Origin of the sequence: Ornithinibacillus sp. FSL M8-0202, assembly GCF_037975285.1 — a bacterium.
GTDB lineage: Bacteria > Bacillota > Bacilli > Bacillales > Amphibacillaceae > Ornithinibacillus > Ornithinibacillus massiliensis.
The window spans coordinates 1,367,246-1,392,500 of record NZ_CP150248.1 but is presented as its reverse complement, the minus strand read 5'-3'; the positions used below and the strand labels follow the sequence as shown (position 1 = coordinate 1,392,500).

Genomic DNA, 25,255 nt, shown 5'->3' with positions numbered 1-25,255 from the left:
TCTCCCTGTCGAACGGTTAAATATAACAATAAAATATTTGGACGAGCAGTCAAGAGTCATTGAATTTGATCCAATTGGTGAGCATTTTGAACAGGTTGTTAAAGCTTTATAAGGTTAAGGATTTGGTTAGAGAAGGAGTTACGTTAGATGTATATACTGGCAATGGACACATCCAATCAAGCATTAGGTGTCGCAATCGTAAAAAATAAAGAAGTAGTTGGGGAAGTCGTGACAAATATAGCCAAAAACCATTCAGTTAGACTGATGCCAGCTATTGAACAATTAATGAAAGAAGTTAATCTGAAGCCAGAACAGCTAGATAAAATTGTCGTAGCCAAGGGACCAGGCTCCTATACTGGCGTACGAATTGGATTAACTACAGCTAAAACATTAGCCTGGTCGTTAAATATCCCGGTGGTAGGGGTGTCAAGCTTAGAGTTATTGGCTTACCGTGCAGTCTTTTCGGATGCTCTAATATGCCCGTTTTTTGATGCAAGAAGAGGTTTGGTTTATACGGGCTTGTATGCAAACAAGCAAGGTAAATTAGAACAAATAATAGAAGAACAGAATACTACTTTTGCTGATTGGTTGGACAGACTCGCAGGCTTGGATAAAAACGTTATTTTCTTAAGCCCGGATATCGAGAAGAATCGAGAAATCATAGTAGAAAAGCTGGGGAGCCATGCAGTAATACCTGAAATGGCTTACCATATTCCCAAGCCTTCTGATTTAGTATTAGCTGCGGAAGACAAGGATATCGAAGAAACCCATGCATTAACACCAAATTATTTACGTTTAGCAGAAGCAGAAGCTAATTGGTTAAAGCAACAGAAGGATAAAGAAAATGGCTGAACTAACAATTAGAAAAATGGAATTAGCAGATATTGATCAAGTAATGCTTGTAGAGCTGGCATCCTTTTCTTCTCCTTGGAATGAGCAGATCTTTAGGCAAGAACTAACGCAAAATCAACATGCTTATTACTATATTATTGAGATTGATCAGAGGATAATTGGTTATGTAGGTATGTGGGTTGTATTTGATGATGCACAAATTACGAATATCGCGATACTCCCAGGGTTTAGAGGACAGAAGCTAGGGGAAAAGCTATTTCGTTTTGCTTTACAACAAGCAATCGGTTTGGGGGCGACTAGGTTGTCTTTAGAGGTACGTGTAACGAATATTGTTGCCCAAAAGCTGTATCGGAAATTTGGACTCGTTCCTGGTGGAATTCGAAAAAACTATTATACAGACAATCAAGAGGATGCTGTAGTAATGTGGGTGAACTTAATATGAAGGATAAATATATACTTGGAATTGAAACAAGCTGTGATGAAACAGCGGTTTCCATAGTAAAGAACGGTAGAGAAGTACTATCTAATGTTGTTGCTTCGCAAATAGAAAGTCATAAGCGATTTGGAGGCGTGGTTCCAGAGATAGCCTCTAGACATCATGTGGAACAGATTACGCTAGTATTAGAGGAAGCATTTAATGAATCTGGTCTAGACTGGGATGATATTGACGCAATTGCGGTAACAGAGGGGCCAGGATTAGTCGGAGCACTTCTAATTGGTGTAAACGCAGCAAAGGCGCTAGCCTTTGCGAAAGGAAAGCCGTTAGTTGGTGTTCACCATATTGCGGGACATATTTATGCTAATCGCTTAGAGGAAGAATTTCAATTTCCACTATTAGCGTTAATTGTCTCAGGAGGGCATACTGAGCTCGTTCTAATGAAAGAGCATGGTAGCTATGAAGTAATTGGCGAGACAAGGGATGATGCGGCTGGTGAGGCTTATGACAAAGTGGCAAGAATGTTAAATCTCCCCTATCCAGGAGGACCGCATATAGATCGACTCGCAGCAGAAGGCGAGGCTGTTATTGATTTTCCGAGAGCATGGTTGGAGGAAGATAGTTTCGATTTTAGCTTTAGTGGGCTGAAATCAGCAGTTATTAACAAAATCCACAATGCCAAACAAAAAGGTATAACATTGAAGCAAGAAGATATAGCAGCAAGCTTTCAGGCAAGTGTAATCGATGTATTAGCAACAAAGACGCTTAAAGCGGCAATGCAATATAATGTAAAGCAAGTAATCGTAGCAGGTGGTGTAGCTGCTAATAAAGGACTACGTGCAGAGCTTGAGGCCAAATTTAAAGAGACCACGATTCCTTTGTTAATACCACCTTTAAGGTTATGTACGGATAATGCGGCTATGATTGCAGCAGCAGGGACAATTAATTATGAACAAGAGAAGCGTTCTGGTATGGATTTAAATGCTAATCCTTCCTTAATATTACGTTAAGAAAATATCCACAGGGTTGTGGCTATTTTTTTCCTTTTCCTGTTATATTGGCTTTGTCATGTTAATAACAATTGTGGATAACATTGAAATTCTATGTGGATGCTGTGAATAAATTTGTTGATAATGGCTATATTGGGCGTTTGTAAGTGGATAACGTTGTGGATAGTAATGGTTTTCGTAATCCCCTTTGAATGATTGGGTAAATTTGGTAACATCATGATATATAGATAACATGAAAGGAGATCATATGAAACGATTAATATGGATCGTGCTGTTGGGGATAACATTGTTACTAGTAGGGTGTCAAAACAACACAGAGGAACTTGATGTGAGCTCATCACTGGATGTTACACAAAAGATTGACGTGGTGCTGCCTGGTACAGATGAGAAAATAGTGACTATCGAAGACGATCAAGATATAGCTGATTTTGTAAATGCATTGCAGATAGACGATTGGGTAATGGAAAAGGTACCTACTGATGCTTCTGTGGATAGGCAATTCAACATGTACCAAAGCGATACGAAAAAGTTAGGTGAATCTAGTGTAGATAAATCATCTTTATCTGAGGCGGCTCAAATGACAACATACCAAAATTCTCCGTACCTTGATTTCAGTGTGAAAAATATTACGCTTAGCTTTAAAATACCAAATGAGGTAATGGAATATCTTTCAAGCTATCCACAGTAAAGGAAAGGCAGGTTACATAGAGCGTAACCTGCCTTTCTTATTAGCCTTGCAATAGTGTCCATTCTTCCATCAAATTCTCGATTTCTTGTTTTGCTTCATTGGTTTTATTGGTATATTCTAACGCCTTTTCATGGTTTTCGTACACTTCTGGTTTTGTCATTTCTTCCTCAAGAGATGCTAGCTCTTCTTCTAATCTTTCAATATCCGCTTCCAATTTAGCAATTTGTCGTTCTCTTTTTCGTTCTTCACTTTGGCGTTTTTTCTCTTCCTTAAAGCTTAATTTCTTTTCATTCGTAGCCTTAGGTTGATTTTCTTCTGCTTGTAGACGCTCTAACTCTTCTTCCTCCTGTTTTTTCTCGATATAGTAATCATAATCGCCGAGATAAACAGTAGCACCATCCCGTTGCATTTCGACCACTTTATCAGCGATCTTATTGATGAAGTAACGGTCATGGGATACAAAGACAATCGTTCCAGGAAAATCAATTAGTGCAGCTTCTAATACTTCCTTACTATCAATATCAAGATGGTTCGTCGGTTCGTCCAAAATTAATAGGTTCGCTTTTTGCATACGAAGCTTGGCAAGAGCGAGACGTGCTTTTTCTCCACCACTAAGGGATTGGACAGGCTTTAACACATCATCTCCGGAAAAGAGGAAATTGCCAAGAATCGTACGAATATCCTTTTCATTGACATGTGGGTATTCATCCCATAATTCATTTAATACGGTCTTGTGTGAGCTTAAATTAGCCTGTTCTTGGTCATAGTAACCAATTTGTACATTCGTACCAAGTTGAATAGTTCCTTCACTAGGCGCTAACTTCCCTAGTATATTTTTAAGCAGGGTTGTTTTTCCGACTCCATTAGGGCCAACTAAGGCAATACTCTCACCGCGTGATACGTGAAACGTTACATCTTTAAAAATCGGGTCTCCTCCTTCATCATAGCGGAAGGAGAGATCGTTAATTTTTAAGACATCGTTCCCAGTTCGTTTCGTAATTTCAAAAGTAATCGAAGCAGAGGATTCATCTCCTAAAGGTCTATCTAGTCGATCCATCTTCTCTAACTGCTTCCGTCTACTTTGTGCACGTTTAGTCGTGGATGCTCGTACTAAATTTCGTTGGATAAATTCTTCCATTTTCTTAATTTCGGTTTGCTGCTTCTCAAACTCTTTCATTTCCTGTTCAAAGTTGAGTGCCTTTTGCGTTAGAAAATCACTGTATGTTCCATGGTATCGCTTCGTGCGGTGGCGTGATATTTCATAAACCAGGGTTACCGTTTTATCAAGGAAATAACGATCATGCGAGACAATAACTACCGCACCTGGATAACTTAAAAGGTATTTCTCAAGCCAGGATAATGTATCGATATCTAGGTGGTTGGTCGGTTCGTCTAATATGAGTAAGTTTGGCTTCTTTAGTAATAGCTTCCCTAATGCAAGGCGCGTCTTCTGTCCACCGCTTAACTCATTAATCGGTGTTTGGTCATCAAAGTCTAGAAAGTTTAAACCAGATAGGACAGCCTTAATTTCAGATTCATAGCTATATCCACCGTTCGTTTCAAATTCCTGCTGCAAGCGATCATATTCGGCCAATAATTTCTCTGCATCAGCTGGTTCTAGTTCATGTACTTGGGCCATTTTTGTTTCCATGGATCGTAGCTTCTTCTCTTGTAGAATTAAATCGGAGAAGACCTCTAACATTTCGTTCCAAATCGTGTTAGATGATTCTAGGCCGGTATGCTGTGATAAATAACCGATAGTGAGGTCCTTCGGCTTAATTAATTCACCGGTATCATAGGACATCTCACCAGCCATTATTTTAAGAAGGGTAGACTTTCCAGCACCATTCCGACCTACTATCGCTACTCTATCTTTATCTTTTATTTCTATTTTTATATTTGCTAATATTTCTTCAGCTCCAAATGATTTGGAGAGATCATTTAATTGCATAATTATCATCATGGTCACCTCTAGTATTTTTAGTGTATCCAAATATAGCCGTTCGAGCAATAATATTGTGAATATGTGAAGTTAATCACGACTTAATACAAAAAATCTGATAAAATAGAAATTGGTACTAATTTATACATTATTATTGTTCCATTATGTTTTAAGCGAAGATTTGGATAGATGGTAAGGAGGAATCAGCTTGGATCAAAACAAAATACCACAAGCGACTGCCAAAAGACTCCCATTATATTATCGTTTTTTAAATAATTTACAAATGCAAGGAAAGACCCGTGTTTCCTCAAAGGAGCTAAGTGAGGCTGTCAAAGTGGATTCAGCTACTATTCGTAGAGATTTTTCCTATTTTGGAGCACTTGGGAAGAAGGGCTATGGGTATAATGTTGAATATTTATTAGGTTTTTTCCGGAAAACATTAGACCAGGATGAGCTTACCGAAGTAGCATTAATTGGGGTAGGTAATCTAGGTACAGCCTTTCTAAACTATAATTTCACCAAAAATAATAATACGAAAATTATGCTAGCCTTTGATGCGGACCCGAAAAAAGTGGGGAAAGAAATTGGTGGCGTTCCGATTTATCATATTGATGATTTGGAAGAGAGATTAGGTAATGTGAAAGTAGCAATTCTAACCATACCGGCTCAAGAAGCTGACCGTATAACGGAACGATTAGTAGTAAAGGGTATCAAAGGTATTTTAAACTTCACACCAGCACGTATTACCGTACCCGACGATGTTCGCGTACACCATATTGATTTAGCCATTGAATTACAGGCGTTAGTGTATTTCTTAAAGCATTATCCGTTAGAGAAGATAGATAATGAGGAAGAGGATACATATTAGGAACTTTTGACACACATCTTAGCTAATACATAAATAAGCTCCTACCAGATTGTAGGAGCTTTTACTATCCATATAATTATTTCTTTTTTATATTCTTTAACTTATAATGCAGTCGCATATAACGAATCCCAGCACCGAAGTCTAATGTAGCAAAAATAGCTAGCAGAATGGTCATGAAATTAAAAACCGTTTCTTCTGCAAAAGAAATTGCAACATAAATAAAAAAGACTCCCATCGTAAAGTATATAAGTGCCAAGGTCCTTGCGGTAATTCTCATAAATAATTAACCTCCGATTAGAATCATTTGTACCTGATTCCATTGCTGTTCAATCTGTTCAATTTGTTCTGGTGTAAGCGAGTATTGGTAGATGACGGAAATAGAATTTAACGTCATGTGAACAATAATCGGAACAATGATTTTTTTCGTTTTCACATATAGAAATGCAAATACAAATCCCATTGATGCGTATATTAGAATGTGCTCAGGTTCACCATGAATAATCCCGAAAATGAGTGCGGAAATTAACGCCGCAATGAAGAAATTAGTACGTTTATATAAAGAAGCAAAAATTATCTTTCGGAAAATCACTTCTTCTAATATTGGTGCAATAATTGCAGGTACAATCGCGAATAATGGAACGGTCCTCGTAATCTGCATGATTGCTTGTGTATTTTCAGAACCTGTTCGGATACCAAATACATTCATTTCTATCATGGTCGCAATACCTTGAGCGAAATAAGCCAAGAAGACTCCTAATACAGTCCATCCTATCACATCACTTGTAAACCACTTACTTCTAGTCTGGGACATCTGCATATCAGGTTTCATTAATATTAAAACAATAATTAAACCAATTGTAAAACTAAAGATGGAATAAAAGATTAGAGCTTCGAGTTGATGAGCAGGAAAAAGTCGAAGCAGTAAGGGGCGAAAAAAACCTCCTGAAAGTTGCATAGCTATATAAGTAAGAATGACCCACCAGTATCGTTTAGGCAATAGATTCAGCTCCTTAAAGTCTACATGTTTTATAGTATTAGCGACAAACTGATTCCTGTGTATTTTATCATATTCAAGCGGTGGATAATAATAGAATCATCTCGGACAAGTTTTTTTAAAAAAATATACAACTCTATACTTGCAAAACATCACATTTTTATTTATTATATTAATTGGAATTAGCACTCGGGTTTAGAGAGTGCTAACAAATGATTAAACTATATCAAAAAGGAATTAAGGAGGTTATCTTCATGATTAAACCACTAGGAGATCGTGTTGTTATCGAGCTTGTTGAACAAGAAGAAAAGACTGCAAGCGGTATCGTACTTCCAGACTCTGCAAAGGAAAAGCCACAAGAAGGTCGCGTTGTTGCAGTAGGCACTGGTCGTGTAACTGATGGTGGAGAAAGAGTTGCACTTGAAGTTTCAGAAGGAGACCATATCATCTTCTCTAAATTCGCTGGAACTGAAGTAAAGTACGATGGAACTGAATACTTAATTCTACGTGAAAGTGATATTTTAGCAGTAGTTAACTAATTAATATTATCGATAAATAAATGAAAATTTAAGGAGGGCATTTCAAGATGGCTAAAGAAATCAAATTTAGTGAAGACGCACGTAGCGCAATGCTTCGCGGTGTAGATACATTAGCAAATGCTGTAAAAGTAACATTAGGACCTAAAGGTCGTAACGTTGTTTTAGATAAAAAATTCGGTTCACCTTTAATTACGAATGATGGTGTTACAATCGCAAAAGAAATCGAATTAGAAGATGCATTTGAAAATATGGGTGCAAAGCTTGTTTCTGAAGTTGCTTCCAAAACAAATGATGTTGCTGGTGACGGTACTACAACTGCAACAGTTCTTGCACAAGCAATGATCCGTGAAGGTCTTAAAAACGTAACTTCCGGTGCAAACCCTGTAGGTATTCGCCGTGGTATTGAAAAAGCTGTAACAACTGCTGTTGAAGAATTACAAGCTATTTCAAAACCAATCGAAGGTAAAGAATCTATTGCGCAAGTTGCTGCAATTTCTGCTGCAGACGATGAAGTAGGTCACTTAATCGCTGAAGCTATGGAACGTGTTGGTAACGATGGTGTTATCACAATTGAAGAATCAAAAGGATTCACTACGGAGCTTGAAGTAGTAGAAGGTATGCAATTTGACCGTGGATATGCTTCTCCTTACATGGTAACAGACCAAGATAAAATGGAAGCTGTTCTAGAAAATCCTTATATCCTAATTACAGATAAGAAAATCAGCAATATCCAAGAAATCTTACCAGTTCTTGAGCAAGTTGTTCAACAAGGTAAGCCACTTCTATTAATTGCTGAAGATGTTGAAGGGGAAGCTCTTGCAACATTAGTATTAAACAAACTTCGCGGTTCATTCAATGCTGTAGCTGTTAAAGCTCCAGGATTCGGTGATCGTCGTAAAGCAATGCTTGAAGATATTGCTATCTTAACTGGTGGTCAAGTAATTACAGAGGATCTTGGCTTAGAGCTTAAGAGTGCTTCTATCGAACAATTAGGTACTGCTTCTAAAGTAGTGGTAACAAAAGAACATACTACTATTGTTGAAGGTTCAGGTAACCCAGAAGCAATCTCTGCTCGTGTATCTCAAATCCGTGCACAAGCTGAGGAAACTACTTCTGAATTCGATAAAGAAAAATTACAAGAACGTCTTGCTAAATTAGCTGGCGGTGTAGCAGTAATCAAAGTTGGTGCTGCAACTGAAACAGAATTAAAAGAGCGCAAACTACGTATCGAGGACGCACTAAACTCAACTCGTGCTGCAGTTGAAGAAGGTATCGTTTCTGGTGGTGGTACTGCACTAGTGAACGTATACAACAAAGTTGCTGGTCTAGACCTTGAAGGTGACGAAGCAACAGGTGCGAAAATCGTTCTTCGTTCTCTAGAAGAACCAGTTCGTCAAATCGCTCACAATGCTGGTCTAGAAGGATCTGTTATTGTAGAACGTCTAAAAGGCGAAGAAGTTGGAATTGGTTACAACGCAGCAACTGGCGAATGGGTAAACATGTTCAACGCTGGTATCGTTGACCCAACTAAAGTTACTCGTTCTGCATTACAAAACGCTGCATCTGTAGCGGCTATGTTCCTAACTACTGAAGCAGTAGTAGCAGACATTCCTGAAGAAAACCCTGCTGGTGGCGGCGGAATGCCGGATATGGGTGGAATGGGCGGCATGATGTAATAACCGCCCGAATCCCTTGATATTAAAGGGTTTGAGGGTTGGTTAGTGGCGAAATGCTAACTTTTTGCTAACTTCCGTAATTTTGATACGCCATGCAATAAAATTTTTAGAGAAGACCTTTCGTTAGTTCACTGAACTTTTGAGAGGTCTTTTCTTCTATATTTTTGGTCATATGTGCGTAGATATTCATCGTTGTATTAATATCTGAATGTCCTAACCGTTCTTGGATTTCTTTTATACCTGCACCAGCTTCAATAAGTAGAGAAGTGTGCGTGTGTCTAAATCCATGAGGGGTAATGTGTTTATCTGTATTCATAAGCTTCATAAGACGTTGTAACCGGATTGCAACCATCTTCATTACTCTTGGATACCCTGTATTCTCTGCAAAGATGAAATTCTGATCTTTATATACCATTCTATTTTTCATTTTTAGTTCCATTTGTTCTTTGCGGTGTATTCTAAATAGGTTTACTAAGTCTTTATCAATCATAATTGTACGAATGGACTTGTCTGTCTTAGGAGTTAGCAATTGAAATCCATCTTTTTTATTATTCGGGTTGTAATAAGTTTTGGAAATACGAATTGTATATTCATTAAAATTCAAATCTGACCACTTCAAGGCTAATAATTCACCTAATCGCAAACCCGTATATGCTAATGTTGTAAACATTAAATAATCCATACTTAGCCCGTGCTTTTTTGCTAAAGTAAGAAATTCCTTTAGTTCATGTAACTCAAGAAATTTTTCCTGTATATTTTCTTGTTCAATTTCTTCTACTGTAACTTGCTTTTTGGGCATGATAAAAGCAGAAGAAGGGCTACTATGGAGCAAATCTTTTCGAATCGCATATTTAAAAATCATATTTGCTGTACTATGGATACTTTCAATATAATTTCTGCTGAATTTCCTGCTAAGCTTATCAAGTTCCGTTTGATACATATGTTTTGTAATTCTCTTGATAGCCGTAGCTCCCCAAATATCCAACAGATGTTTAATTGCGTATTTTCTAGCTCTGACACTGCTAATCTTAACCTGTGATGCATAATGTTCAAACCATTCATCAGTCAGCTCTTTAAACGTGATATTCGATTCGAATAAACGTGTACCATTAGCAATTTCATTTTCCACTTTATTCGCAGCAAGTTGAGCTTCTTTTTTAGTTTTAAACCCTGATTTGGTAATCTGTCTACGTTTTCCATTGGAATCTCTTGCAATATTAACAATATAAGCCCATTTGGAGCCACGTTTATGAATGTAAGCCATCCCTTTTCACCTCCTTTCATTAAGACATATTAGTCAAAAATGACATCCAACATGGTTTTTATTTTTTCTATATCCTCTTCTGTTAGAACTCTATCTTTATAAAGTACCTTGTGTTCATTCTGATTTATTAGGTGATCTAAGTCAAAAAGATTTCTTTTTAATTCTTCATCAGAATATTCCACGTAATACTCATGCCCAGATTTGTTTATTTTCTTTTCCACTTTCTTTACATTTAGGGAGATTTCTGTATATATGCTCTCTTTTCTTTTCGTCCCGTAATTGTTATAACTTAACTCTTTTTGTCTTCTGATGAAATTGTACCAATCCAAGAAGTTAGATACATTTAGTATTTTTCCAATATCTTCACTATTTTTTACTAAATAAGGTGAATCTTCTCTTAACGTTGCTTCTAAAGAAATGTAAGTTTCTTCTTTAATTTGTAATAAATTAGCCATCTCCTTTTGGTTAATGGCATTAAAAATTCGAAGATACTTTAAATAATGACCTGCATGTGCATTGGATTCTAGAAAAGATCTAAAGTGATTGTCTAATTCTTCTAGAGTCAGACCATGATAATTAATTTGTCGTCTTTCATAAAGGAATTTATCGAATTTGGAATGCACCGTAGAATTGACTTTCTTTTCATACTCATTCTCAATTTTCTTGTCGTGTTCGATCATGTCATTTATCTTTTCTTCATTCGGAACTTTCTTTATTAGTTGTTCTAGGGTAATAAAGTTATCCTTATCGGGGTTCAAATATCCAGCTATTCTCATCATGTGATAATAGTCAGTTGATAAACCATGAGCTAATTTTTTAATTAATTCTGGTGTAGGAGTGTCCCTTTTTCCATTTTCAATCTGTGAGATATAAGAAGATGAAACAGAAGATTTTTCACTTAATTCATTAATAGTCATTTTTTTCGACTTTCTTATACGTTTAAGTTCTTCTCCAAAAAATTTATTTTTAATTTTTTGTTCCATGTTTTTTTTTAGTTTTAGTTCATGTTCTAGAAAATCATTTTTAGTCATTTGTTTTACCTCTTTTATGAATTTATAAATTAATAATAACATAGCTTACAAAAGTTTGCAAATGTGAATTTTTATGTAAATATAATTTGCAATGAATTTGATATTGTTGTAAAATACAGTTGTTTACAATTATATTCACAAATGTGAAAAATATAAAAAGGAGTAGATACAAATGATACATCTAGAAATCGATGAAGAACAATTGAAGGATCTTTATCTTGAAAAAGTGGAAGAAAAGCTGGAAGAGTTAGAAGCTGACGTATTCTTTATGAATTCAAAACAACTATCCGCTTATTTAAACATGTCCTGGAATACGATTGTCGAACATTTATTGTACGATGAAGAGTTTCCAAGTATTCGTTTAGGGTCAAAATGGTTATTTAATCGTAAAGAAGTAGAAAAGTATATGGATAAATATTACGTGGCAGTTAGAAATAATGGTGGAGACATTATACGTTACAAAAGAAAGGGTTGATCCTATGAAAATATTAATCAGATTAATTCCATCAAAATGTAAGCACTTGCAGAAGGGATTATAGAAGGAGATTAGTAGATTGGCGAAATATGAGAAAAATAGAAGGTTTTACTGGCTGCAATTAAAAGAGGACTTTTTTGAAGAAGATGCGATTGATTGGTTAGAGGAGCAACCAAATGGCAAAGAATATTCCTTATTCTATTTAAAATTATGTTTAAAATCTCTTCGAACTAATGGAATACTAATTAGGAAAGTTGGTCAAATGCTCATTCCTTATGATCATAATAAATTAGCTGAACTTACAAAAACTAATCCAGACACAGTTCTTGTTGCTATGAAATTATTAACTAAGATTGGCTTAGTGGAAATATTAGAAAACGGTGAAATATACATGAAGCAGGTAGAAGAAATGATAGGTTCACAAAGTATTGGTGCATTTAAGAAACAGCAACAAAGAATGGCACAAAAACAACGGCAACAAGAACATAAACTATTGGGTGGACAAAGGGAGGACATTTGTCCACCAGATATAGAGAAAGATATAGAGATAGAAAAAAAGATAGATATAAATATAGAACAAGAACATATTAATCATTTAATTCAATTTTGTAATGAAAATGGATTTGGAGTAGAAAATAACCGATTAAAAAAACAATTGTTATTGTGGTTAGATATTTTTCCATTTAAGGAATCGGATAAGATCATTCTAAAAGCATTAAATATAGCATGTGAAAGAGATATTCGAAAACTAAAGTATGTAGAAGGAATTCTACGTAATTGGGAAAAAGAGTCGCTTTTAACACTTAAAGAAATAGAAATTAATGAAAATAAGTCTTTCAAGTCAAAGGAACATGAAGAAATAGTTGCTGATGATGGTTATAATTACGGTTATTAGGAGGTATTAAGGAATGGAGTTTGCTAAAAAGTATATAGCAAGTCCCGAACAAAAAACAATTAAAATATTCACTTGTGAAGGTTGTAAGCAATCAGTAGAACAGAAGGAACTTACTATCCCTATTGGACCTATGAAAGGGGAAAGGGTTATTGCTAATTATGGTTGCAAGTGTGAAGATTTGGAACTAGCAGAACAAGCTTTACAAGCTTCTTTTCTACAAAAACAAAGGAAATTAAAATTAAACTTTGACTATTATTCTTTAATAAACGAATCACTAAAACGAGCAACACTTGAAAACTTCGAATCTATTAATGCTGGGTTACATGAGGCTAAACAAAAGGTTTTATCCTATATTGATTCTTTTGATAAAAAACAAAATCTCTTATTTACTGGAAGTTATGGAACTGGAAAAAGCCATCTCTCTGTCTCTATTACTAAAAAATTGATGGAACAAGGATACGAATGCTTATTCTTATCACTACCTAAATTGTTGACTAAAATTAAACAGACATACAATAAAGAAGGTATAACTGAGGCGGAGTTATTACAGGTTATACAACGAGTGGATTTGCTAGTACTCGATGACATAGGAGCTGAGCAACGAACCGCATGGTCTAATTCAAAATTGTTTGAGATACTTGATGATCGTGCTGGAAAATCAACCATTTACACAACGAATCTTAACAGTAGAGAGCTAAAGAATCATGTGAGTGAACGAAATTTTTCTAGAATGATGGAAAGAACGAATGTAATTGTAATGAATGGTTCTGATTACAGAAGGAGGGAATTTAAATCTGATAAATAAGCCGCTAATGGTATTTTACACAGTTAATATTCGGTTAAGGAGAGTAGAAGCCAATGCATATTCAAAAAAGTCCGTTGGTGACAGTTTTGTCCCAACGGAAGCGACAATAAGACAGTCTCTCTTTAATTGGAAAATAGAAAGAAACGATACGTCCAATATCATCATTCATTTTCAGTCAAGAGACTTATGTATTATACCATATTAGGAGTTCGGGAAGATGTGGAAATGTGATATAGTGTACTATGTGTAGATAGTGATTTTGAGAGATTTCATAAAGTGTCGGTGCCGTAAAATATACTGGTATGTGGGCTAAGCTAAGAGGTAGTGTTATTTATAGGAGGAAAAGATGAGCATGTTAGGACAGATACAAAAGATACAAAAGATACGTGATATGTCAATAAGGTCAATTTTCTGGTGATTATACAGAGAATTGACCTTTTTATTTTGTTAGTGATACTAGTGATACTAAAAAGGGGTTGATGTAGAATGTGGGATTCTCTTGTCGAAAGAGTACAAGAATTTTTCTTCAATATGCTTGTCAGTGCAATTAATTCATTGTTAGGAACGACAGCTAATATTTTTGAAAAAAGCATTGATAATGTGCAGTCAGGAATTGTTGAAACTCCTGAACAGTTTTCGCCTACGCTTGTCGAAGCCCTACGCCTCATATCAGAAACGGCTGTAATGCCCGTTGCAGGCTTAATACTAACTTATGTTTTCTGTTACGAGATATATATTCTCTTAACAGAAAGGAACAGAGGGAATGAATTTGATACAGGGCAAGTGTTCTTCCTTATTTTCAAAGCAGCAGTGATTATTTTATTAATCTCAAACAGTTTTGATTTAACTCTAGCATTTTTCGATTTAAGTCAATGGATGATTAATCAAATACCAGTAGGAAGTCTTTCTGTAACAGATATATTTCAAACAGGTATTACAGATGGTTTGGAAGAAGGTGAAATAGGTACAGCACTTACTTTGCTGATTGTGGCATTAATAGCAATGGTATTTGCCTTTTTTATAGCAGGTATTATCTACCTTGTTGCCTGGAGTCGAATGATTACGATCATGCTTTATATTTCAATTTCGCCACTACCTTTTGCAACACTAATGAATCGTGATTGGGTTGGATCAATCGGACAAAATTATCTAAAACAATTAGTTGCTCTAATGCTTCAAGGTTTCTTTATGATTATCTGCTTAGTGGTATATGCAGGATTAATTGAAAAGGTAAGTGTTTTAATTATTGATGAAGGAGCTACGGTTTACGGCATATTACTAATGTTGGTTTCAATGGGAGTTCTCGCATTGATGTTAACTCGTACACATACTTTAGCTAAATCAGTTCTAGGAGTGATTTAAATGATTACCTGGTTAGAGAATAATAAGCGTTTTATCATAGGGTTTCTTGCGACAGTTACCACGACAATTCTCTTTTATATTTTTTATCTAGTAATTGTTAATCAAAATGTTGGTTCTATTGAAAGCTTCGTAGAAAATCAAGTAATAGATAACCAGTTACTATTCATGGTGACATTAGATATTTTAGCAAAAATAATGATTGGTATAAGTGCTGTTTATTTTATCTTAGTAGTTTTAAAATTTTTATTTGATAATTTAAGAAAACAAGTAAAGGGGAGGGAAAAAGCATGAGAAAAATACTTTTAGTTATTTTTTCACTTTTGATTTTAGTTGCATGTGGAAATGGTGTTTCTGGTGAAAGTTTATCCGAAGATTTACAGTCAAAAAAATGGAACGTTGTTGCTACGAATGGAGAAAGTTATACAGCTGAATTTGCCCAGGATACCGTATCATTTCAAATGGGGTTTTTTACTCTGGGAATGCATTACGAGCTAGATGGAAATACAATAATCTTGACTGAAGAAGATAAAACATACAGCTATGAAATTAAGAAAGAAAACGAGGAATATAAGTTTACTGCAAGTACAGCAGAAACAAGGGATAAATTTGGTGATTTAACTTTATCACCAGCGAAAGAATAAAACAACAGGATAAACAGCAGGAGGAAGAAAATTGAGTCGAGAAGAGCCAATTAAGAAAAGAACAAAGTTGATGATGGATCCGACAGATTTAATGATGTTTTTTGAATATATAACGCAACAATCGGAAAATAAAGAAGAGCTTTATAAAGATTTTTTTAACTTTTTAAGTGAGTATACTCAACCAGTTGTAGTTGAAGTAAAAGATAAAAATAAAGAGTAGTTTCTAACTGCTCTTTTTTGTCGAAAAATGCTGATTATAACTTTAAAATGAGGGTGTATTGTGACATCGTTCTAGTCAAAATAAATATTGTAAATGCGACAGGCAGGCAGGCAGGCAGGCAAGCTACGGGAGTGTGGTCACACTCCCCGAAAACAAGTTTTCGACTTGTTAGGATTAAATCCTAAAACCTTCAGTGTCGCTACGCTCGAAAATGTCGCTTATCGCTCGAAATAAAATATAAATAATGGGGTGTTTTTTATTGGCTAGGATTAAAACATCTTTAAAGATTTCCTTAACAGAAGAAGAGAAGGAATTTATCATCAATAAAGCAGAAGAATATGGTTATAATACCGTTTCAGCTTTCCTGATTGATAGTGCAGAAAATCATTTCAAGCTTGAATTAGATTTAAGTCATTATCGGGAGTTGGCAAAAGAAATAAATTACATTGGAAAAAATATAAACAACTTAGTTAGACATATATTTACTGTCGGTGTTTATTCAGCAAATGATTTAGATAATATAAAACGAAATCAAGAAATTATTATTGAAAAGTTGAATAAGAAATATGACCATTTATTGAGTTTGAGGAAAAAATATTCAAGTAGCAATATGACATTAAAAGATAAAGAGAAATTGATAATTGAACTATCAAAACATGAAATTGAAATACCTAAAAAATTAGTATTAGAGGAACTTTATGAACGGATTAGAGAGGACATCATTTATATATGTGAATCAATAGAAAACTCCCCTGAACAAGAGGAAGGGATCTCCGATTATGTTTATGAATATATGTATGGTTATACGCTTTATTTTTTGGAAGAAAAACAACTAAAAGAATTAGCGGATAAAATATTTTTCTTTGCGGAAAAGTTAAAGATGAAATTATTGAAAGTAGACAATTGTTTTGATAATGATGACTGGTTTGAGTTGAAGGATATTTTAGATGAATATGAAATTATGGGTTAGATAACTAAAGTTCGATTAAAAATCTCGCAAACTCGTATATTATTGTAAACATAAGAATCCATTTTGAAAAAAGATTGTTCAAAATGGATTCTGCATTTTGGGTATAACGAGGTTTTTTATAACAAAGTTTCTATTTCTAAGATTTTCTAATTCAATTAAATGCACCCGTTTAGTGAAATAATTTCGAGCTTCTATTGACTGATAGTTTTAAACACGCATCCGTATTCAAACTTGTTTCCATTTTATACTTGAAATAATGGTAACTATAAACATTGTTAAAGATATGAAAGATACCCAAATCGAGGTTGTTAACTGGCTATCTACAAAATAATTAGTCCCATACCATTGAGTTAAGAATAATGTTATAAGAGGTATTACTTCAGGAAGGGTAATCTCGCTAATCCTAATATAAAACGTTAAGGTAGCGATAATCAGCGTGAAAATCCAAAATGCTGAATAACACAGCATTATTTTCCGATTCATTGCTTTAAAACAAATTCCCAATATTAATATCCAAACAGTGAAGAACACAATCGTAACGATTAGATTCTTAATTGATGCAGGACTTCCCATCAAAAACTCTGGGAAATTTAAAACTATACCGAGAATAATTATGGATATTGGTAAAATAATGAGTATTATTGTATTCTTATTCACACTAATCCCCCCTTAGATACAAGTCTATTCATTGTCTTCAAATCTCTGCCTCTTTTAGAATTCAACAAAAAAGGTGGTTAATCCTTCTTTGATTAACGGTAAACCCGTAATCAAACAACGCATACAAAAATGAAGCACCTCTTGCTAAGATAGAAATATCAATTGAAGGAGGTGCTTTTCTATGCCACATGAAGAACTAATCATCGTGCCCGTAACACTCCATCCTGAAAAAGAAGAACCTATGTTAGCGACCCCGCCAGTTTCCTCGGCAACTCCTGTTTTTATGATGAAATCAGGCGGCTTTGAACTTTCCTTCTTTAACGGTGTGGATGAGCATATCATTCAAACCGTCATAAGGGAGTTGAGAAATGAATGAGGCAAGATTATACAGACGTCAAGAACATTTATATTGTTTGTGGAAAGACGGATATGAGAAAGGGAATTGACGGACTAGCTACACTAGTTCAAGATAACTTCGAGCTAGATCCCTATGGCGATTCCATCTTCTTATTTTCCGGTTGGAGCAAAGACCGTTATAAATGTTTATATTTTGATGGGGATGGATTCGCCATGCTTTATAAACGTTTAGATAATGGTAAACTTCAGTGGCCTAAAAACGAAAATGAAGTTCGCAATTTATCGCAACAAGAACTTCGTTGGCTCTTGGAAGGGTTAGCTATTCAACAACCAAAAGCAATACAAAAATCTCCAAAAGGTGTTTTTTAACTATTCATTTTTCGTTCGATAGCGTATACTATAGCTATCTTAACAGAACGAAAGGTGGTGAAATTGCATGGTTCAATCTTCTCCTGATCAGAACGATAAATTAATTAAACTTTTAGAGGAACAATTAAAACAATCGAATCGACAGATCGAAGCTTTGACCGAGCAAGTTCGCCACTTAACGAAGCTACTATATGGTTCGAAAACGGAGCAATCGAAATACAATCTACCCGATGGGCAAACGTCGTTATTCGATGATGAGGATGATGACGATTCTTTTAACTATTCTGAGCACACAGAAGAACAAAGCGAACAGAAGATTGCATATACTGTTGAACGTAAAGCAAAAAATAGAAAACGCAATGATTTTCTGGCAGATGACCTCGAAACAGAAGTCATTCATCATCACCCAGAAGATACGACATGCGATTGTTGCCAGCAAGCAATGACAGAAATGGGCAGCACCGTTGTCCGAGAAGAAGCGATGTTTATTCCAGCAACGATGAAGAAAATACAGCATGTAGAACATGCTTATGAATGCAAGAATTGTAAGGGACATTCCTTTCAGAACGCACAAATAAAAAGAGGCCAAGCACCACAGGCTCCTATTCAACGTAGTCTGACAAGTCCTAGCATTCTAGCGAAAGTAATCTATGATAAATTTATCCAGTATCTTCCGCTTTACCGTCAGGTAAAAGAATGGGAGCGTTGTGGCCTACATACGAACGATAAGAATTTGTCTAACTGGGTTATACGAACAGCTCAGGATTGGTTACTTCCCGTGTACCAACGGATGAAGGAAATGATGATGAACAAATCTATTTTACACGTGGATGAAACCTACGGAAAAATTATTCATCGTTCCGACGGGAAACCAGGAAATTCCAATGCCTATAATTGGGTGTACCGTAGCGCTCCTAGCCAAGGCCCCGTTATCATTCTCTTTCAAAGTGCGTTGTCACGTGCGAGATCCGTTCTCCAAGGATTTGTAGAGAACTTTACAGGGACCATTATCTGTGACGGCTATTCTGCATACGATAAACTCCCAGGCGTAACCTTCGCAAATTGTTGGGCACACGTTCGCCGATATTGGTTGAAAGTGAACAGTAAAAACGGGCAGATTGGAGTGAAATTTTGCGACGAGCTTTATCGCCTAGAAAGGGATTTTAAAAAATTATCCCCGAGTAAGCGAAGAAAAAGACGTCAAAAGCTTTCGAAACCAATCGTAGAAGAATTCCTGAAATGGATTGAGGAATCCCCTTTTTACGGCAATAACGCACTTGGAAAAGCAGCCGAATATACACTGAAATTGACAGATGGGCTTCGTGCCTTTCTCTATGATGGTCGCATTGAAATGGATAATAATCCAGCAGAAAATGCGATACGCCCTAGTGTGATCGGTCGAAAAAATTGGATGTTTTCCGTCAGCGAAGCTGGTGCCGAGGCCAATGCGATTTGTTTGAGTATGGCAGAAACAGCGAAAGCTAACGGTGTGGATTTCTATCAATATTTGGTGAAATTACTAACAGAACTACCAAATCTGGATATCCATCGAACGCCAGAAACTTTAAATAAGTACATGCCTTGGGCGAAGGCGATTCAAGCAACATGTGCAAAAAAATAAAATAACCGTAAATCTGTTTAAAACATCTCAGATTCACGGTTATTTGGCGTTTCTGTTTTTAATTTTAGTTGCTTCTATTATAAAATTTCTTAGTTCGGGCTTACGATTAACGCACCCGTTGCAGAAGAAGCATCTTTTGTGAAACTCTAATTGAACAATATGGACGAAACTATTTATGTAGGTGGTTTTCTATCCACGTCCTCAGCTTTTCAGCATAAATTACTCGTTTATCAGGATTTGTTTGAAATCCTTTTGTCAGATAGAATAAATCTTTCTTGTATCTAGGGTAAACGTGGAGATGATAATGCCAGACATCCTGGCTACCGGCTGGTTCATTATGCTGACGAGTAGTAATACCATCACAACTATATGTGTCTTTCATCGCGAAAGCTGTAAGTTGTGCTGCTCGATGAATTTCAGCTGCATATTCTGGCGGGAGTTCATAAATGTTTTCGAAGTGCTGATTAGGAACAACGAGAACGTGTCCTTTATTGTTTGGCCACCATTTACTAGCTATAAAAGCTGTTACATAATCATTTTTGAATATCACATCATCTTGTTTTGTTCCTTTATCGGGTACATCCAAACCTGAAATGACTTGGCAGAATGGGCATACGTATCCTTTCGGCATATGTGACATTATTTTTATCATCTTTCTACATCTCCTACATATCTCCTAAAAATTAAAAGTCCCATTATTTATAGAATAACTCTTAAGCTATAGTACCGATAGTTCAAGTGTAATATTTGACATTCCCTTGTTTAGCAACAATTATTTCAAATAAATTTGCATAGAAACATTATTATTCGCATAAGACCAGACAGTGTTTTCTATTTTTAAGTTACTACTAAATTTTTCAATCCAAACCTGTTTTGAATTTAATAATGCCGTTAATTGTGCTGAATTAAGTGTCACTTCTTCAACTTGTTCATCTCTTTGAAAAACAAACACTACATTTATTGAATCTCCTTGATTTGTAACAACACTCATTTAGTTTCACTTCCTTTTATTTGTTATAGTTAAATACGATTAACTTCGAAAAATGTTTCAATCTTTCACTATCCTGTCCCGTTCGTAAAAAAGACCGCCGTATGGATGATCTTCTTATTGTGTTAAAGTACCCGTTAGCACAATAAGAAATTTTATAAATAACCCTTCATCCTAATTACTTTACCATCAACCTCTGGACCAACTTCTTCCATCCCATTTTTTCTATAAAACTTAATTGCCCCAGTATTTGATGGGGAAACTCTAAGATGATACTCATTAACCTTATTGTTCTTAAAGAATTGCTTCGCATAGTTATGTAATTCTTTTCCTTTACCCTTTCCCCTCATTGCAGGAATCAAGTAATACAGATTTACATACCCTATTTCTTTACCTTCATATTCACGAATTGTTAACTCCAGTTGTCCAATATATTTACCGTCTTCTACAACTAAGACAAAGCCTTTTGAGAAATCCTTTATTTTTTCATCTAACCAACGTAAATACTCCTCTTCATCGAATCCCGAGGCATCTCCAAAACTAACTTTAAAAGAGTCTTTCCGAAATTCAACTACTTTATCTCGATCCTTGCTTATTACGATTTCCTTGAATTCCACTTTATTATCACCTCTTATAATGTTACTTCACTACTCTTCAGCCCTATTTAATACATTCAACAAGCAACAAGAAAAGGTACTTGTCATTCTTTCAGAAAAGCACCCGTTACTTGAAGAGTGCACTGTCCTTTATTTCTTTACCAAAACATATTGCTGATCATCTAAAAAGAATGTTTCGCAAAGATGATTGATGTCATTTAATCTTATATGGTTTCCGAATTGTAGCGTAGTGAGGTTAATAACTACATCCTTACTGTTATCTTTCTCTTTTTCTTCTTGTCCATCCCAACAAGAGTATATCTCTATAAAATCCCCTTTTAATAAGTGCTCTTCAATATAACTAAAAAGTGATTTGATTGATTTACGATGAAATGATGTAATGTTTGTGTCTAGGTATCCTTGCACTTCATATACAAAAGGCGTTGTGAATTTATCTCTTACCAGTTCGTATCCAGAAACTAAGTTAAGAACATCAATCCCACTTGCATCTTCTTCTGTTTCGTAAGCCTTAACGAGCTTAGAACCGTTATTCTTTTTATTATGCTTGTCTTCGCTCATTCCTTTTAACTTCAACTCCGAAAGAGGTTTATATGTTGGATTCCTACCAAAACTACCAGTAGGAAGTTCAATATTAGCACCGATGAAATGATGTAAAGTCATCTAAATATCTCCACTTTTCTAATATTATTTTACCATTAAATAATTAAATCCTTGTTAAACAATCCTGCCCCTTTAGCACAATAACTTAGCTTAATTCTAACATTAAGTATCATTCGATTCACCCAATTATTGCAAAAGTTATTTTATTTAGCCATCTGGAAATGCTGTTGATAATAATAATTTGGGGAGTGAACAATTATGATGCTATCGGATGCGGCAAAGGCTTATGAGGCAGATAAGAGAATTGAAGGTTTTTCGGCACAAACATTAAATGCTTATAGGCTTCAAGCAAAACTGCTAATCGATCATTTTGGGAATATCAATATGAATAATATAACAACCCTACAACTAAAGAATTATTTAGCTGAATCCAGCAATAATCTAAAACCATCCAGTTTGTCTCGTATTAGGTTTATTCGTTCCCTATTTCGATGGTCACACGAGGAAGGCATCATTGAGTTAAATCCTGCTAGTACAATAAAAGAACCAAAGGTAGGTAAACGGATTCCAAAGTTTCTTACGGAAAGAGAAATTGAGTATTTAAGGGATGCGTGTTTTACTCCGATTGAGAAAGCCTTATTTGAATTTATGTTTTCTACTGGATGCCGAATAGGAGAAATTGTTTCATTGGATCGGAATAGTATTAATTGGGGAAATCAATCTGCTATTGTTCTTGGAAAGGGGGACAAGGAAAGAGAAGTGTACTTCAATATACGCTGCGATATTTGGTTAAAGAAATATTTAGACACTAGAAACGACAATGATCCAGCTATATTCGTTACCGAACGTTCTCCACATAGGATGAGTATCGCTCAAATGAGATATATTATTAAGCGGATTTCCAAACGTGCAGGAATAAATAAGACCATTCATCCTCACCAATTAAGGCATAGTTACGCAACACACCTATTGAATAACGGAGCTCCACTAGAAGTGATCCAAAGCCTGTTAGGTCACGAAAAAAGTGAAACAACAAGAATTTATGCTCAACTTAGTGGGAGATTACGGCAAGAGTTTTACAAAAAGTATTTTTAATTGCACAGGAGCAACGCACAAATTTTGCGTTGCTCTTATTGTGTCATTTGAAAACCCCTGGCTATGCCGGGGGTTCCGGAGAGCTTATAGCGTGGTATTAAAATTAAAAAAGGCCTCTCTTCGTGATAAGATATAGTTGGTTTCCCGACCACTACATCAAATAAACGAAGGAGGCATGTCCCAATGAAGGACAAGAATAGTTTAGCACATACAACATGGAATTGTAAGTATCACATCGTGTTTGCACCAAAATACAGAAGACAAATTATATATGGAAAATACAAACAAAGTATAGGAAAAATAATAAGAGAATTATGCGAGAGAAAAGGTGTAACCATTCATGAGGCAAATGCATGTCGAGATCATATCCATATGTTAGTAAGTATCCCACCAAAGCTGAGTGTATCTCAGTTTATGGGATATTTAAAAGGAAAAAGCAGTTTAATGATATTCGACCGACATGCAAATTTAAAATATAAATATGGCAATCGAAAATTCTGGTGTCGAGGTTTCTACGTCGATACAGTGGGCCGAAATAAGAAGCAAATAGAAGAATATATTAGGAATCAGCTCCGAGAAGATTATATATCAGATCAATTAACGTTATTCGAAGAGTTTGATCCATTCACAGGAGAAAAAAATAGAAAGATATAAGAGATTCTTTAGAATCAGTGCGTGGATGTGGTGCGTAAGGGAAAACCATTCAGTGGGCCTTTAAGGCCAAGGCCGGTAAAAGAGGCTTCAAGCCGCAGAGCAAACCACCAGTTCACACTGGTGGTTTTGATTTAACTTTTGCACTCGTTAGTGAAATCTTGAAGATAAGATTATATTTTTTTAGATAGAGGTTGCCAATTTCACACTTTTATAATTGCTTTCTATAATCAAATATTACACATTATAATTCAGTTGTTTGCATAATACCTCACGGCTACAATGAATTTTTCTCCTTACATTAGAAATAGGAATTTGCATTATATCACTGATCTCTCCTACTGAAAAGCCAACCATATGTTTTAAAACAATAGCTAAACGATCATATACCGCTAACTGTAAGATTTCTTTCTGAATTGACTCTGTAGATTCAGCCATCTCTATTTCCGTATAATCACTTGTCGTTTTCTCTCGTAACCAGTCCAAGACTAAGTCTACGGTAATACGGAACAGTTTAGATGAAACTTTATCAAAGTTGTAATCTCTTACGTTCATATACACCTCTATAAAAGCAGTTTGAGCTATTTCTTCAGCTTCATTTCGCTTTCCAATCATATAAAAGCAAATTTGGTATACTTGGTGTTTGTAGCATTCTATAAAATCGGAAAAGGGAAGTTCCCCACTGTGTTTCTTTTCTAATTTTATGTTCTCATCCATTTCGTTACCCCATTACTGTATATTCCTTTCTTTAAAAAATAATCTTCATAATAATATAATACTAATTTTTAGAACAGACATTCCACTCATTGGTTTAATATGAGAAAATCCAATTTCATAAGTTGCCGTTACATTTTTCCTTTTATTGGTTATTTATTTCATATCATAAGACTTCATTTTATCTAATTCTTGGTTTCTCTTTTTATGAAGAGCTTTCCGCCCCTCATACCATCCTCCAATAAGAAAGGCAAGTCCAATTAAAAGTATTAAGACATAAGCAAGAAATTTTTCGTTTTCATTAAAAAATATCCAAGTACGCCAAATAACGAAAACTAATGGGATAAGACCTCCCCAATAAACACTATTTCTGGTTGATAAAAAGTGTTGCACACCAAGTATTCCAGCAATAATAAAAACATCATAAAAACCAAATCCAAACATCATTTTTCACTCTTTTCTTTTTTATATTTTTCTATTATTAGTTTTGCTTCCTCCAAATTAATACGGTCATCAATCGAAAGCTGTTTAATGAATTTTATAAATTCCTCATTATCTGCAGCGTCATTCAATTTTATCTTTTCAATTAACCTATCCAGCTTGATTCTCACAGTTGGATAAGAAACCTCATAAATTTTTGCAATTTCTTTCAAAGATCCTGAATTCATTACGAATTTTTTAATGAATTCCATATCTTCCTCGTCTAAGGATAAAATCCAATCTGGTACATTTTTAATATCCATATATGCTCTCACTCCTTTATATTCAAATTCAGTTTAACATAAATATAAATAAAGTAAAGTTATATTTTAACATTATTAAAATTTTATTAAAAAGTATGTTTAATTTTTATAAAATGCCGATGTTTGAATACAGGATTAAGTATGTCATTCATTGCAATATATTTTAATCAAAAAA

At 35.1% G+C, this 25,255-nt stretch carries 35 protein-coding genes (1 of these 35 only partly in view); 21 read left to right on the top strand and 14 right to left on the bottom strand.

Annotation, left to right across the window (positions count from 1 at the left end; genetic code table 11):
* The 5 genes from tsaE to MKY78_RS07140 all read left to right on the top strand — a co-directional run.
* A protein-coding gene (gene tsaE, locus MKY78_RS07160; RefSeq protein ID WP_339217115.1) for a tRNA (adenosine(37)-N6)-threonylcarbamoyltransferase complex ATPase subunit type 1 TsaE crosses the window boundary here: on the top strand, positions 1 to 112 show its end. Its footprint begins 338 nt before the window's first position; the window shows 112 of its 450 coding nt (coding positions 339-450); the start codon falls outside the window, past its left edge; the stop codon is at positions 110 to 112.
* A gap of 35 nt (positions 113 to 147) precedes the next feature.
* Positions 148 to 852 (top strand): tRNA (adenosine(37)-N6)-threonylcarbamoyltransferase complex dimerization subunit type 1 TsaB, encoded by a 705-nt coding sequence (gene tsaB, locus MKY78_RS07155; protein WP_339217114.1) that lies wholly within the window; start codon positions 148 to 150, stop codon positions 850 to 852.
* On the top strand, positions 845 to 1,294 hold the full coding sequence (gene rimI / locus MKY78_RS07150) for a ribosomal protein S18-alanine N-acetyltransferase (RefSeq protein ID WP_339217113.1): 450 nt from the start codon (positions 845 to 847) through the stop codon (positions 1,292 to 1,294). The genes tsaB and rimI overlap by 8 nt, the downstream gene beginning before the upstream one ends.
* Positions 1,291 to 2,298 carry a tRNA (adenosine(37)-N6)-threonylcarbamoyltransferase complex transferase subunit TsaD gene (gene tsaD / locus MKY78_RS07145; RefSeq protein WP_339217112.1) on the top strand — a complete coding sequence of 336 codons (1,008 nt, stop codon included), beginning with the start codon at positions 1,291 to 1,293 and terminating at the stop codon, positions 2,296 to 2,298. The genes rimI and tsaD overlap by 4 nt, the downstream gene beginning before the upstream one ends.
* Before the next feature lie 247 nt (positions 2,299 to 2,545).
* Complete coding sequence (locus MKY78_RS07140) at positions 2,546 to 2,986, top strand: hypothetical protein (RefSeq protein ID WP_339217111.1); 441 nt, start codon at positions 2,546 to 2,548, stop codon at positions 2,984 to 2,986.
* A gap of 40 nt (positions 2,987 to 3,026) precedes the next feature.
* On the opposite strand, the gene abc-f is transcribed toward MKY78_RS07140, so the two are convergent.
* A complete protein-coding gene (abc-f, locus tag MKY78_RS07135) occupies positions 3,027 to 4,946 on the bottom strand; it encodes an ABC-F type ribosomal protection protein (protein WP_339217110.1) in 1,920 nt (639 codons plus the stop codon).
* 184 nt (positions 4,947 to 5,130) lie between these two features.
* On the opposite strand from abc-f, the gene MKY78_RS07130 reads away from it, so the two are divergent.
* Entirely contained in the window at positions 5,131 to 5,796 is a 666-nt protein-coding gene (locus MKY78_RS07130; RefSeq protein ID WP_339217862.1) for a redox-sensing transcriptional repressor Rex, read from the top strand.
* Positions 5,797 to 5,872: 76 nt separating this feature from the next.
* Here the strand turns inward: MKY78_RS07130 and MKY78_RS07125 are convergent, their stop codons facing one another.
* Positions 5,873 to 6,073 carry a YdiK family protein gene (locus MKY78_RS07125; protein WP_186869095.1) on the bottom strand — a complete coding sequence of 67 codons (201 nt, stop codon included), beginning with the start codon at positions 6,071 to 6,073 and terminating at the stop codon, positions 5,873 to 5,875.
* Positions 6,074 to 6,079: 6 nt separating this feature from the next.
* On the bottom strand, positions 6,080 to 6,793 hold the full coding sequence (locus MKY78_RS07120) for a type II CAAX endopeptidase family protein (protein ID WP_339217109.1): 714 nt from the start codon (positions 6,791 to 6,793) through the stop codon (positions 6,080 to 6,082).
* Between the two features lie 251 nt (positions 6,794 to 7,044).
* Here MKY78_RS07120 and groES point away from each other — a divergent pair, with 251 nt between their 5' ends.
* Together groES and groL are read left to right on the top strand one after the other, a co-directional pair.
* Positions 7,045 to 7,329 (top strand): co-chaperone GroES, encoded by a 285-nt coding sequence (groES, locus tag MKY78_RS07115; RefSeq protein ID WP_339217108.1) that lies wholly within the window; start codon positions 7,045 to 7,047, stop codon positions 7,327 to 7,329.
* 47 nt (positions 7,330 to 7,376) lie between these two features.
* Positions 7,377 to 9,005 carry a chaperonin GroEL gene (gene groL, locus MKY78_RS07110; protein WP_186869092.1) on the top strand — a complete coding sequence of 543 codons (1,629 nt, stop codon included), beginning with the start codon at positions 7,377 to 7,379 and terminating at the stop codon, positions 9,003 to 9,005.
* 106 nt (positions 9,006 to 9,111) lie between these two features.
* On the opposite strand, the gene MKY78_RS07105 is transcribed toward groL, so the two are convergent.
* Both MKY78_RS07105 and MKY78_RS07100 read right to left on the bottom strand, forming a co-directional pair.
* A complete protein-coding gene (locus tag MKY78_RS07105) occupies positions 9,112 to 10,269 on the bottom strand; it encodes a site-specific integrase (protein WP_257457364.1) in 1,158 nt (385 codons plus the stop codon).
* 29 nt (positions 10,270 to 10,298) lie between these two features.
* Positions 10,299 to 11,300: a helix-turn-helix transcriptional regulator gene (locus MKY78_RS07100; protein ID WP_339217107.1), complete on the bottom strand. Its 1,002-nt coding sequence runs from the start codon at positions 11,298 to 11,300 to the stop codon at positions 10,299 to 10,301.
* A 172-nt stretch (positions 11,301 to 11,472) separates the two neighbouring features.
* Here MKY78_RS07100 and MKY78_RS07095 point away from each other — a divergent pair, with 172 nt between their 5' ends.
* The 8 genes from MKY78_RS07095 (at position 11,473) to MKY78_RS07060 (ending at position 16,668) form a co-directional block, all read left to right on the top strand.
* Positions 11,473 to 11,775: a helix-turn-helix domain-containing protein gene (locus MKY78_RS07095; protein ID WP_057994667.1), complete on the top strand. Its 303-nt coding sequence runs from the start codon at positions 11,473 to 11,475 to the stop codon at positions 11,773 to 11,775.
* 79 nt (positions 11,776 to 11,854) lie between these two features.
* A complete protein-coding gene (locus tag MKY78_RS07090; protein WP_216884071.1) occupies positions 11,855 to 12,670 on the top strand; it encodes a phage replisome organizer N-terminal domain-containing protein in 816 nt (271 codons plus the stop codon).
* 13 nt (positions 12,671 to 12,683) lie between these two features.
* Entirely contained in the window at positions 12,684 to 13,475 is a 792-nt protein-coding gene (locus MKY78_RS07085) for an ATP-binding protein (protein ID WP_216884070.1), read from the top strand.
* A 486-nt stretch (positions 13,476 to 13,961) separates the two neighbouring features.
* Positions 13,962 to 14,837, top strand: coding sequence for a CD0415/CD1112 family protein (locus MKY78_RS07080; RefSeq protein WP_216884069.1), 876 nt, complete (start codon positions 13,962 to 13,964; stop codon positions 14,835 to 14,837).
* Positions 14,838 to 15,128: a hypothetical protein gene (locus MKY78_RS07075; RefSeq protein ID WP_216884068.1), complete on the top strand. Its 291-nt coding sequence runs from the start codon at positions 14,838 to 14,840 to the stop codon at positions 15,126 to 15,128. It begins immediately after the preceding gene.
* Positions 15,125 to 15,478, top strand: coding sequence for a hypothetical protein (locus MKY78_RS07070; RefSeq protein WP_216884067.1), 354 nt, complete (start codon positions 15,125 to 15,127; stop codon positions 15,476 to 15,478). The genes MKY78_RS07075 and MKY78_RS07070 overlap by 4 nt, the downstream gene beginning before the upstream one ends.
* Before the next feature lie 31 nt (positions 15,479 to 15,509).
* Positions 15,510 to 15,698, top strand: a complete 189-nt coding sequence (locus MKY78_RS07065) for a hypothetical protein (RefSeq protein WP_057994670.1) — start codon at positions 15,510 to 15,512, stop codon at positions 15,696 to 15,698.
* A 259-nt stretch (positions 15,699 to 15,957) separates the two neighbouring features.
* A complete protein-coding gene (locus MKY78_RS07060; RefSeq protein ID WP_206271138.1) occupies positions 15,958 to 16,668 on the top strand; it encodes a hypothetical protein in 711 nt (236 codons plus the stop codon).
* Positions 16,669 to 16,893: 225 nt separating this feature from the next.
* Here the strand turns inward: MKY78_RS07060 and MKY78_RS07055 are convergent, their stop codons facing one another.
* Complete coding sequence (locus MKY78_RS07055) at positions 16,894 to 17,325, bottom strand: hypothetical protein (protein WP_339217106.1); 432 nt, start codon at positions 17,323 to 17,325, stop codon at positions 16,894 to 16,896.
* 61 nt (positions 17,326 to 17,386) lie between these two features.
* Entirely contained in the window at positions 17,387 to 17,515 is a 129-nt protein-coding gene (locus tag MKY78_RS07050; protein WP_339217105.1) for a hypothetical protein, read from the bottom strand.
* Between MKY78_RS07050 and MKY78_RS07045 the strand changes: the two genes are divergently transcribed.
* From MKY78_RS07045 to MKY78_RS07035, 3 genes are all read left to right on the top strand, one after another.
* Positions 17,507 to 17,701, top strand: a complete 195-nt coding sequence (locus tag MKY78_RS07045; protein ID WP_339213309.1) for a hypothetical protein — start codon at positions 17,507 to 17,509, stop codon at positions 17,699 to 17,701. The genes MKY78_RS07050 and MKY78_RS07045 overlap by 9 nt on opposite strands.
* Positions 17,698 to 18,051: an IS66 family insertion sequence element accessory protein TnpB gene (gene tnpB / locus MKY78_RS07040; RefSeq protein WP_251517995.1), complete on the top strand. Its 354-nt coding sequence runs from the start codon at positions 17,698 to 17,700 to the stop codon at positions 18,049 to 18,051. Before MKY78_RS07045 ends, tnpB begins: the two co-directional genes overlap by 4 nt.
* Before the next feature lie 67 nt (positions 18,052 to 18,118).
* Positions 18,119 to 19,672 (top strand): IS66 family transposase, encoded by a 1,554-nt coding sequence (locus MKY78_RS07035; RefSeq protein ID WP_339213305.1) that lies wholly within the window; start codon positions 18,119 to 18,121, stop codon positions 19,670 to 19,672.
* Between the two features lie 169 nt (positions 19,673 to 19,841).
* Here MKY78_RS07035 and MKY78_RS07030 read toward each other — a convergent pair whose 3' ends face one another.
* The 4 genes from MKY78_RS07030 to MKY78_RS07015 form a co-directional block, all read right to left on the bottom strand.
* Positions 19,842 to 20,324: an HIT family protein gene (locus tag MKY78_RS07030; RefSeq protein WP_339217104.1), complete on the bottom strand. Its 483-nt coding sequence runs from the start codon at positions 20,322 to 20,324 to the stop codon at positions 19,842 to 19,844.
* A 120-nt stretch (positions 20,325 to 20,444) separates the two neighbouring features.
* On the bottom strand, positions 20,445 to 20,663 hold the full coding sequence (locus tag MKY78_RS07025; RefSeq protein WP_206271139.1) for a hypothetical protein: 219 nt from the start codon (positions 20,661 to 20,663) through the stop codon (positions 20,445 to 20,447).
* Positions 20,664 to 20,815: 152 nt separating this feature from the next.
* Positions 20,816 to 21,277, bottom strand: coding sequence for a GNAT family N-acetyltransferase (locus MKY78_RS07020; RefSeq protein ID WP_339217103.1), 462 nt, complete (start codon positions 21,275 to 21,277; stop codon positions 20,816 to 20,818).
* 129 nt (positions 21,278 to 21,406) lie between these two features.
* Complete coding sequence (locus MKY78_RS07015; protein ID WP_339217102.1) at positions 21,407 to 21,937, bottom strand: hypothetical protein; 531 nt, start codon at positions 21,935 to 21,937, stop codon at positions 21,407 to 21,409.
* A gap of 198 nt (positions 21,938 to 22,135) precedes the next feature.
* Between MKY78_RS07015 and MKY78_RS07010 the strand changes: the two genes are divergently transcribed.
* Together MKY78_RS07010 and tnpA are read left to right on the top strand one after the other, a co-directional pair.
* A complete protein-coding gene (locus tag MKY78_RS07010; protein WP_339217101.1) occupies positions 22,136 to 22,972 on the top strand; it encodes a tyrosine-type recombinase/integrase in 837 nt (278 codons plus the stop codon).
* A 183-nt stretch (positions 22,973 to 23,155) separates the two neighbouring features.
* The gene (tnpA, locus tag MKY78_RS07005) at positions 23,156 to 23,626 is read left to right on the top strand and encodes an IS200/IS605 family transposase (RefSeq protein WP_339214265.1); all 471 of its coding nucleotides are present in this window, start codon (positions 23,156 to 23,158) and stop codon (positions 23,624 to 23,626) included.
* A 234-nt stretch (positions 23,627 to 23,860) separates the two neighbouring features.
* Here tnpA and MKY78_RS07000 read toward each other — a convergent pair whose 3' ends face one another.
* The 3 genes from MKY78_RS07000 to MKY78_RS06990 form a co-directional block, all read right to left on the bottom strand.
* Complete coding sequence (locus MKY78_RS07000; RefSeq protein WP_339217100.1) at positions 23,861 to 24,340, bottom strand: sigma factor; 480 nt, start codon at positions 24,338 to 24,340, stop codon at positions 23,861 to 23,863.
* Positions 24,341 to 24,493: 153 nt separating this feature from the next.
* Positions 24,494 to 24,781: a hypothetical protein gene (locus MKY78_RS06995; RefSeq protein WP_040048315.1), complete on the bottom strand. Its 288-nt coding sequence runs from the start codon at positions 24,779 to 24,781 to the stop codon at positions 24,494 to 24,496.
* Positions 24,781 to 25,080, bottom strand: coding sequence for a DUF2089 family protein (locus MKY78_RS06990; RefSeq protein WP_040048314.1), 300 nt, complete (start codon positions 25,078 to 25,080; stop codon positions 24,781 to 24,783). The genes MKY78_RS06995 and MKY78_RS06990 overlap by 1 nt, the downstream gene beginning before the upstream one ends.
* Between the last annotated feature and the right edge of the window lie 175 nt (positions 25,081 to 25,255).

Bases quoted from the DNA above. Each gene is read 5' to 3' on its own strand.
- tsaB (WP_339217114.1), top strand. From the start codon at position 148: ATGTATATACTGGCAATGGACACATCCAATCAAGCATTAGGTGTCGCA.
- rimI (WP_339217113.1), top strand. From the start codon at position 845: ATGGCTGAACTAACAATTAGAAAAATGGAATTAGCAGATATTGATCAA.
- tsaD (WP_339217112.1), top strand. From the start codon at position 1,291: ATGAAGGATAAATATATACTTGGAATTGAAACAAGCTGTGATGAAACA.
- MKY78_RS07140 (WP_339217111.1), top strand. From the start codon at position 2,546: ATGAAACGATTAATATGGATCGTGCTGTTGGGGATAACATTGTTACTA.
- abc-f (WP_339217110.1), bottom strand. From the start codon at position 4,946: ATGATAATTATGCAATTAAATGATCTCTCCAAATCATTTGGAGCTGAA.
- MKY78_RS07125 (WP_186869095.1), bottom strand. From the start codon at position 6,073: ATGAGAATTACCGCAAGGACCTTGGCACTTATATACTTTACGATGGGA.
- groES (WP_339217108.1), top strand. From the start codon at position 7,045: ATGATTAAACCACTAGGAGATCGTGTTGTTATCGAGCTTGTTGAACAA.
- groL (WP_186869092.1), top strand. From the start codon at position 7,377: ATGGCTAAAGAAATCAAATTTAGTGAAGACGCACGTAGCGCAATGCTT.
- MKY78_RS07105 (WP_257457364.1), bottom strand. From the start codon at position 10,269: ATGGCTTACATTCATAAACGTGGCTCCAAATGGGCTTATATTGTTAAT.
- MKY78_RS07100 (WP_339217107.1), bottom strand. From the start codon at position 11,300: ATGACTAAAAATGATTTTCTAGAACATGAACTAAAACTAAAAAAAAAC.
- MKY78_RS07095 (WP_057994667.1), top strand. From the start codon at position 11,473: ATGATACATCTAGAAATCGATGAAGAACAATTGAAGGATCTTTATCTT.
- MKY78_RS07085 (WP_216884070.1), top strand. From the start codon at position 12,684: ATGGAGTTTGCTAAAAAGTATATAGCAAGTCCCGAACAAAAAACAATT.
- MKY78_RS07080 (WP_216884069.1), top strand. From the start codon at position 13,962: ATGTGGGATTCTCTTGTCGAAAGAGTACAAGAATTTTTCTTCAATATG.
- MKY78_RS07075 (WP_216884068.1), top strand. From the start codon at position 14,838: ATGATTACCTGGTTAGAGAATAATAAGCGTTTTATCATAGGGTTTCTT.
- MKY78_RS07070 (WP_216884067.1), top strand. From the start codon at position 15,125: ATGAGAAAAATACTTTTAGTTATTTTTTCACTTTTGATTTTAGTTGCA.
- MKY78_RS07045 (WP_339213309.1), top strand. From the start codon at position 17,507: ATGCCACATGAAGAACTAATCATCGTGCCCGTAACACTCCATCCTGAA.
- MKY78_RS07050 (WP_339217105.1), bottom strand. From the start codon at position 17,515: ATGTGGCATAGAAAAGCACCTCCTTCAATTGATATTTCTATCTTAGCA.
- tnpB (WP_251517995.1), top strand. From the start codon at position 17,698: ATGAGGCAAGATTATACAGACGTCAAGAACATTTATATTGTTTGTGGA.
- MKY78_RS07035 (WP_339213305.1), top strand. From the start codon at position 18,119: ATGGTTCAATCTTCTCCTGATCAGAACGATAAATTAATTAAACTTTTA.
- MKY78_RS07030 (WP_339217104.1), bottom strand. From the start codon at position 20,324: ATGATAAAAATAATGTCACATATGCCGAAAGGATACGTATGCCCATTC.
- MKY78_RS07025 (WP_206271139.1), bottom strand. From the start codon at position 20,663: ATGAGTGTTGTTACAAATCAAGGAGATTCAATAAATGTAGTGTTTGTT.
- MKY78_RS07015 (WP_339217102.1), bottom strand. From the start codon at position 21,937: ATGACTTTACATCATTTCATCGGTGCTAATATTGAACTTCCTACTGGT.
- MKY78_RS07010 (WP_339217101.1), top strand. From the start codon at position 22,136: ATGATGCTATCGGATGCGGCAAAGGCTTATGAGGCAGATAAGAGAATT.
- tnpA (WP_339214265.1), top strand. From the start codon at position 23,156: ATGAAGGACAAGAATAGTTTAGCACATACAACATGGAATTGTAAGTAT.
- MKY78_RS07000 (WP_339217100.1), bottom strand. From the start codon at position 24,340: ATGGATGAGAACATAAAATTAGAAAAGAAACACAGTGGGGAACTTCCC.
- MKY78_RS06995 (WP_040048315.1), bottom strand. From the start codon at position 24,781: ATGTTTGGATTTGGTTTTTATGATGTTTTTATTATTGCTGGAATACTT.
- MKY78_RS06990 (WP_040048314.1), bottom strand. From the start codon at position 25,080: ATGGATATTAAAAATGTACCAGATTGGATTTTATCCTTAGACGAGGAA.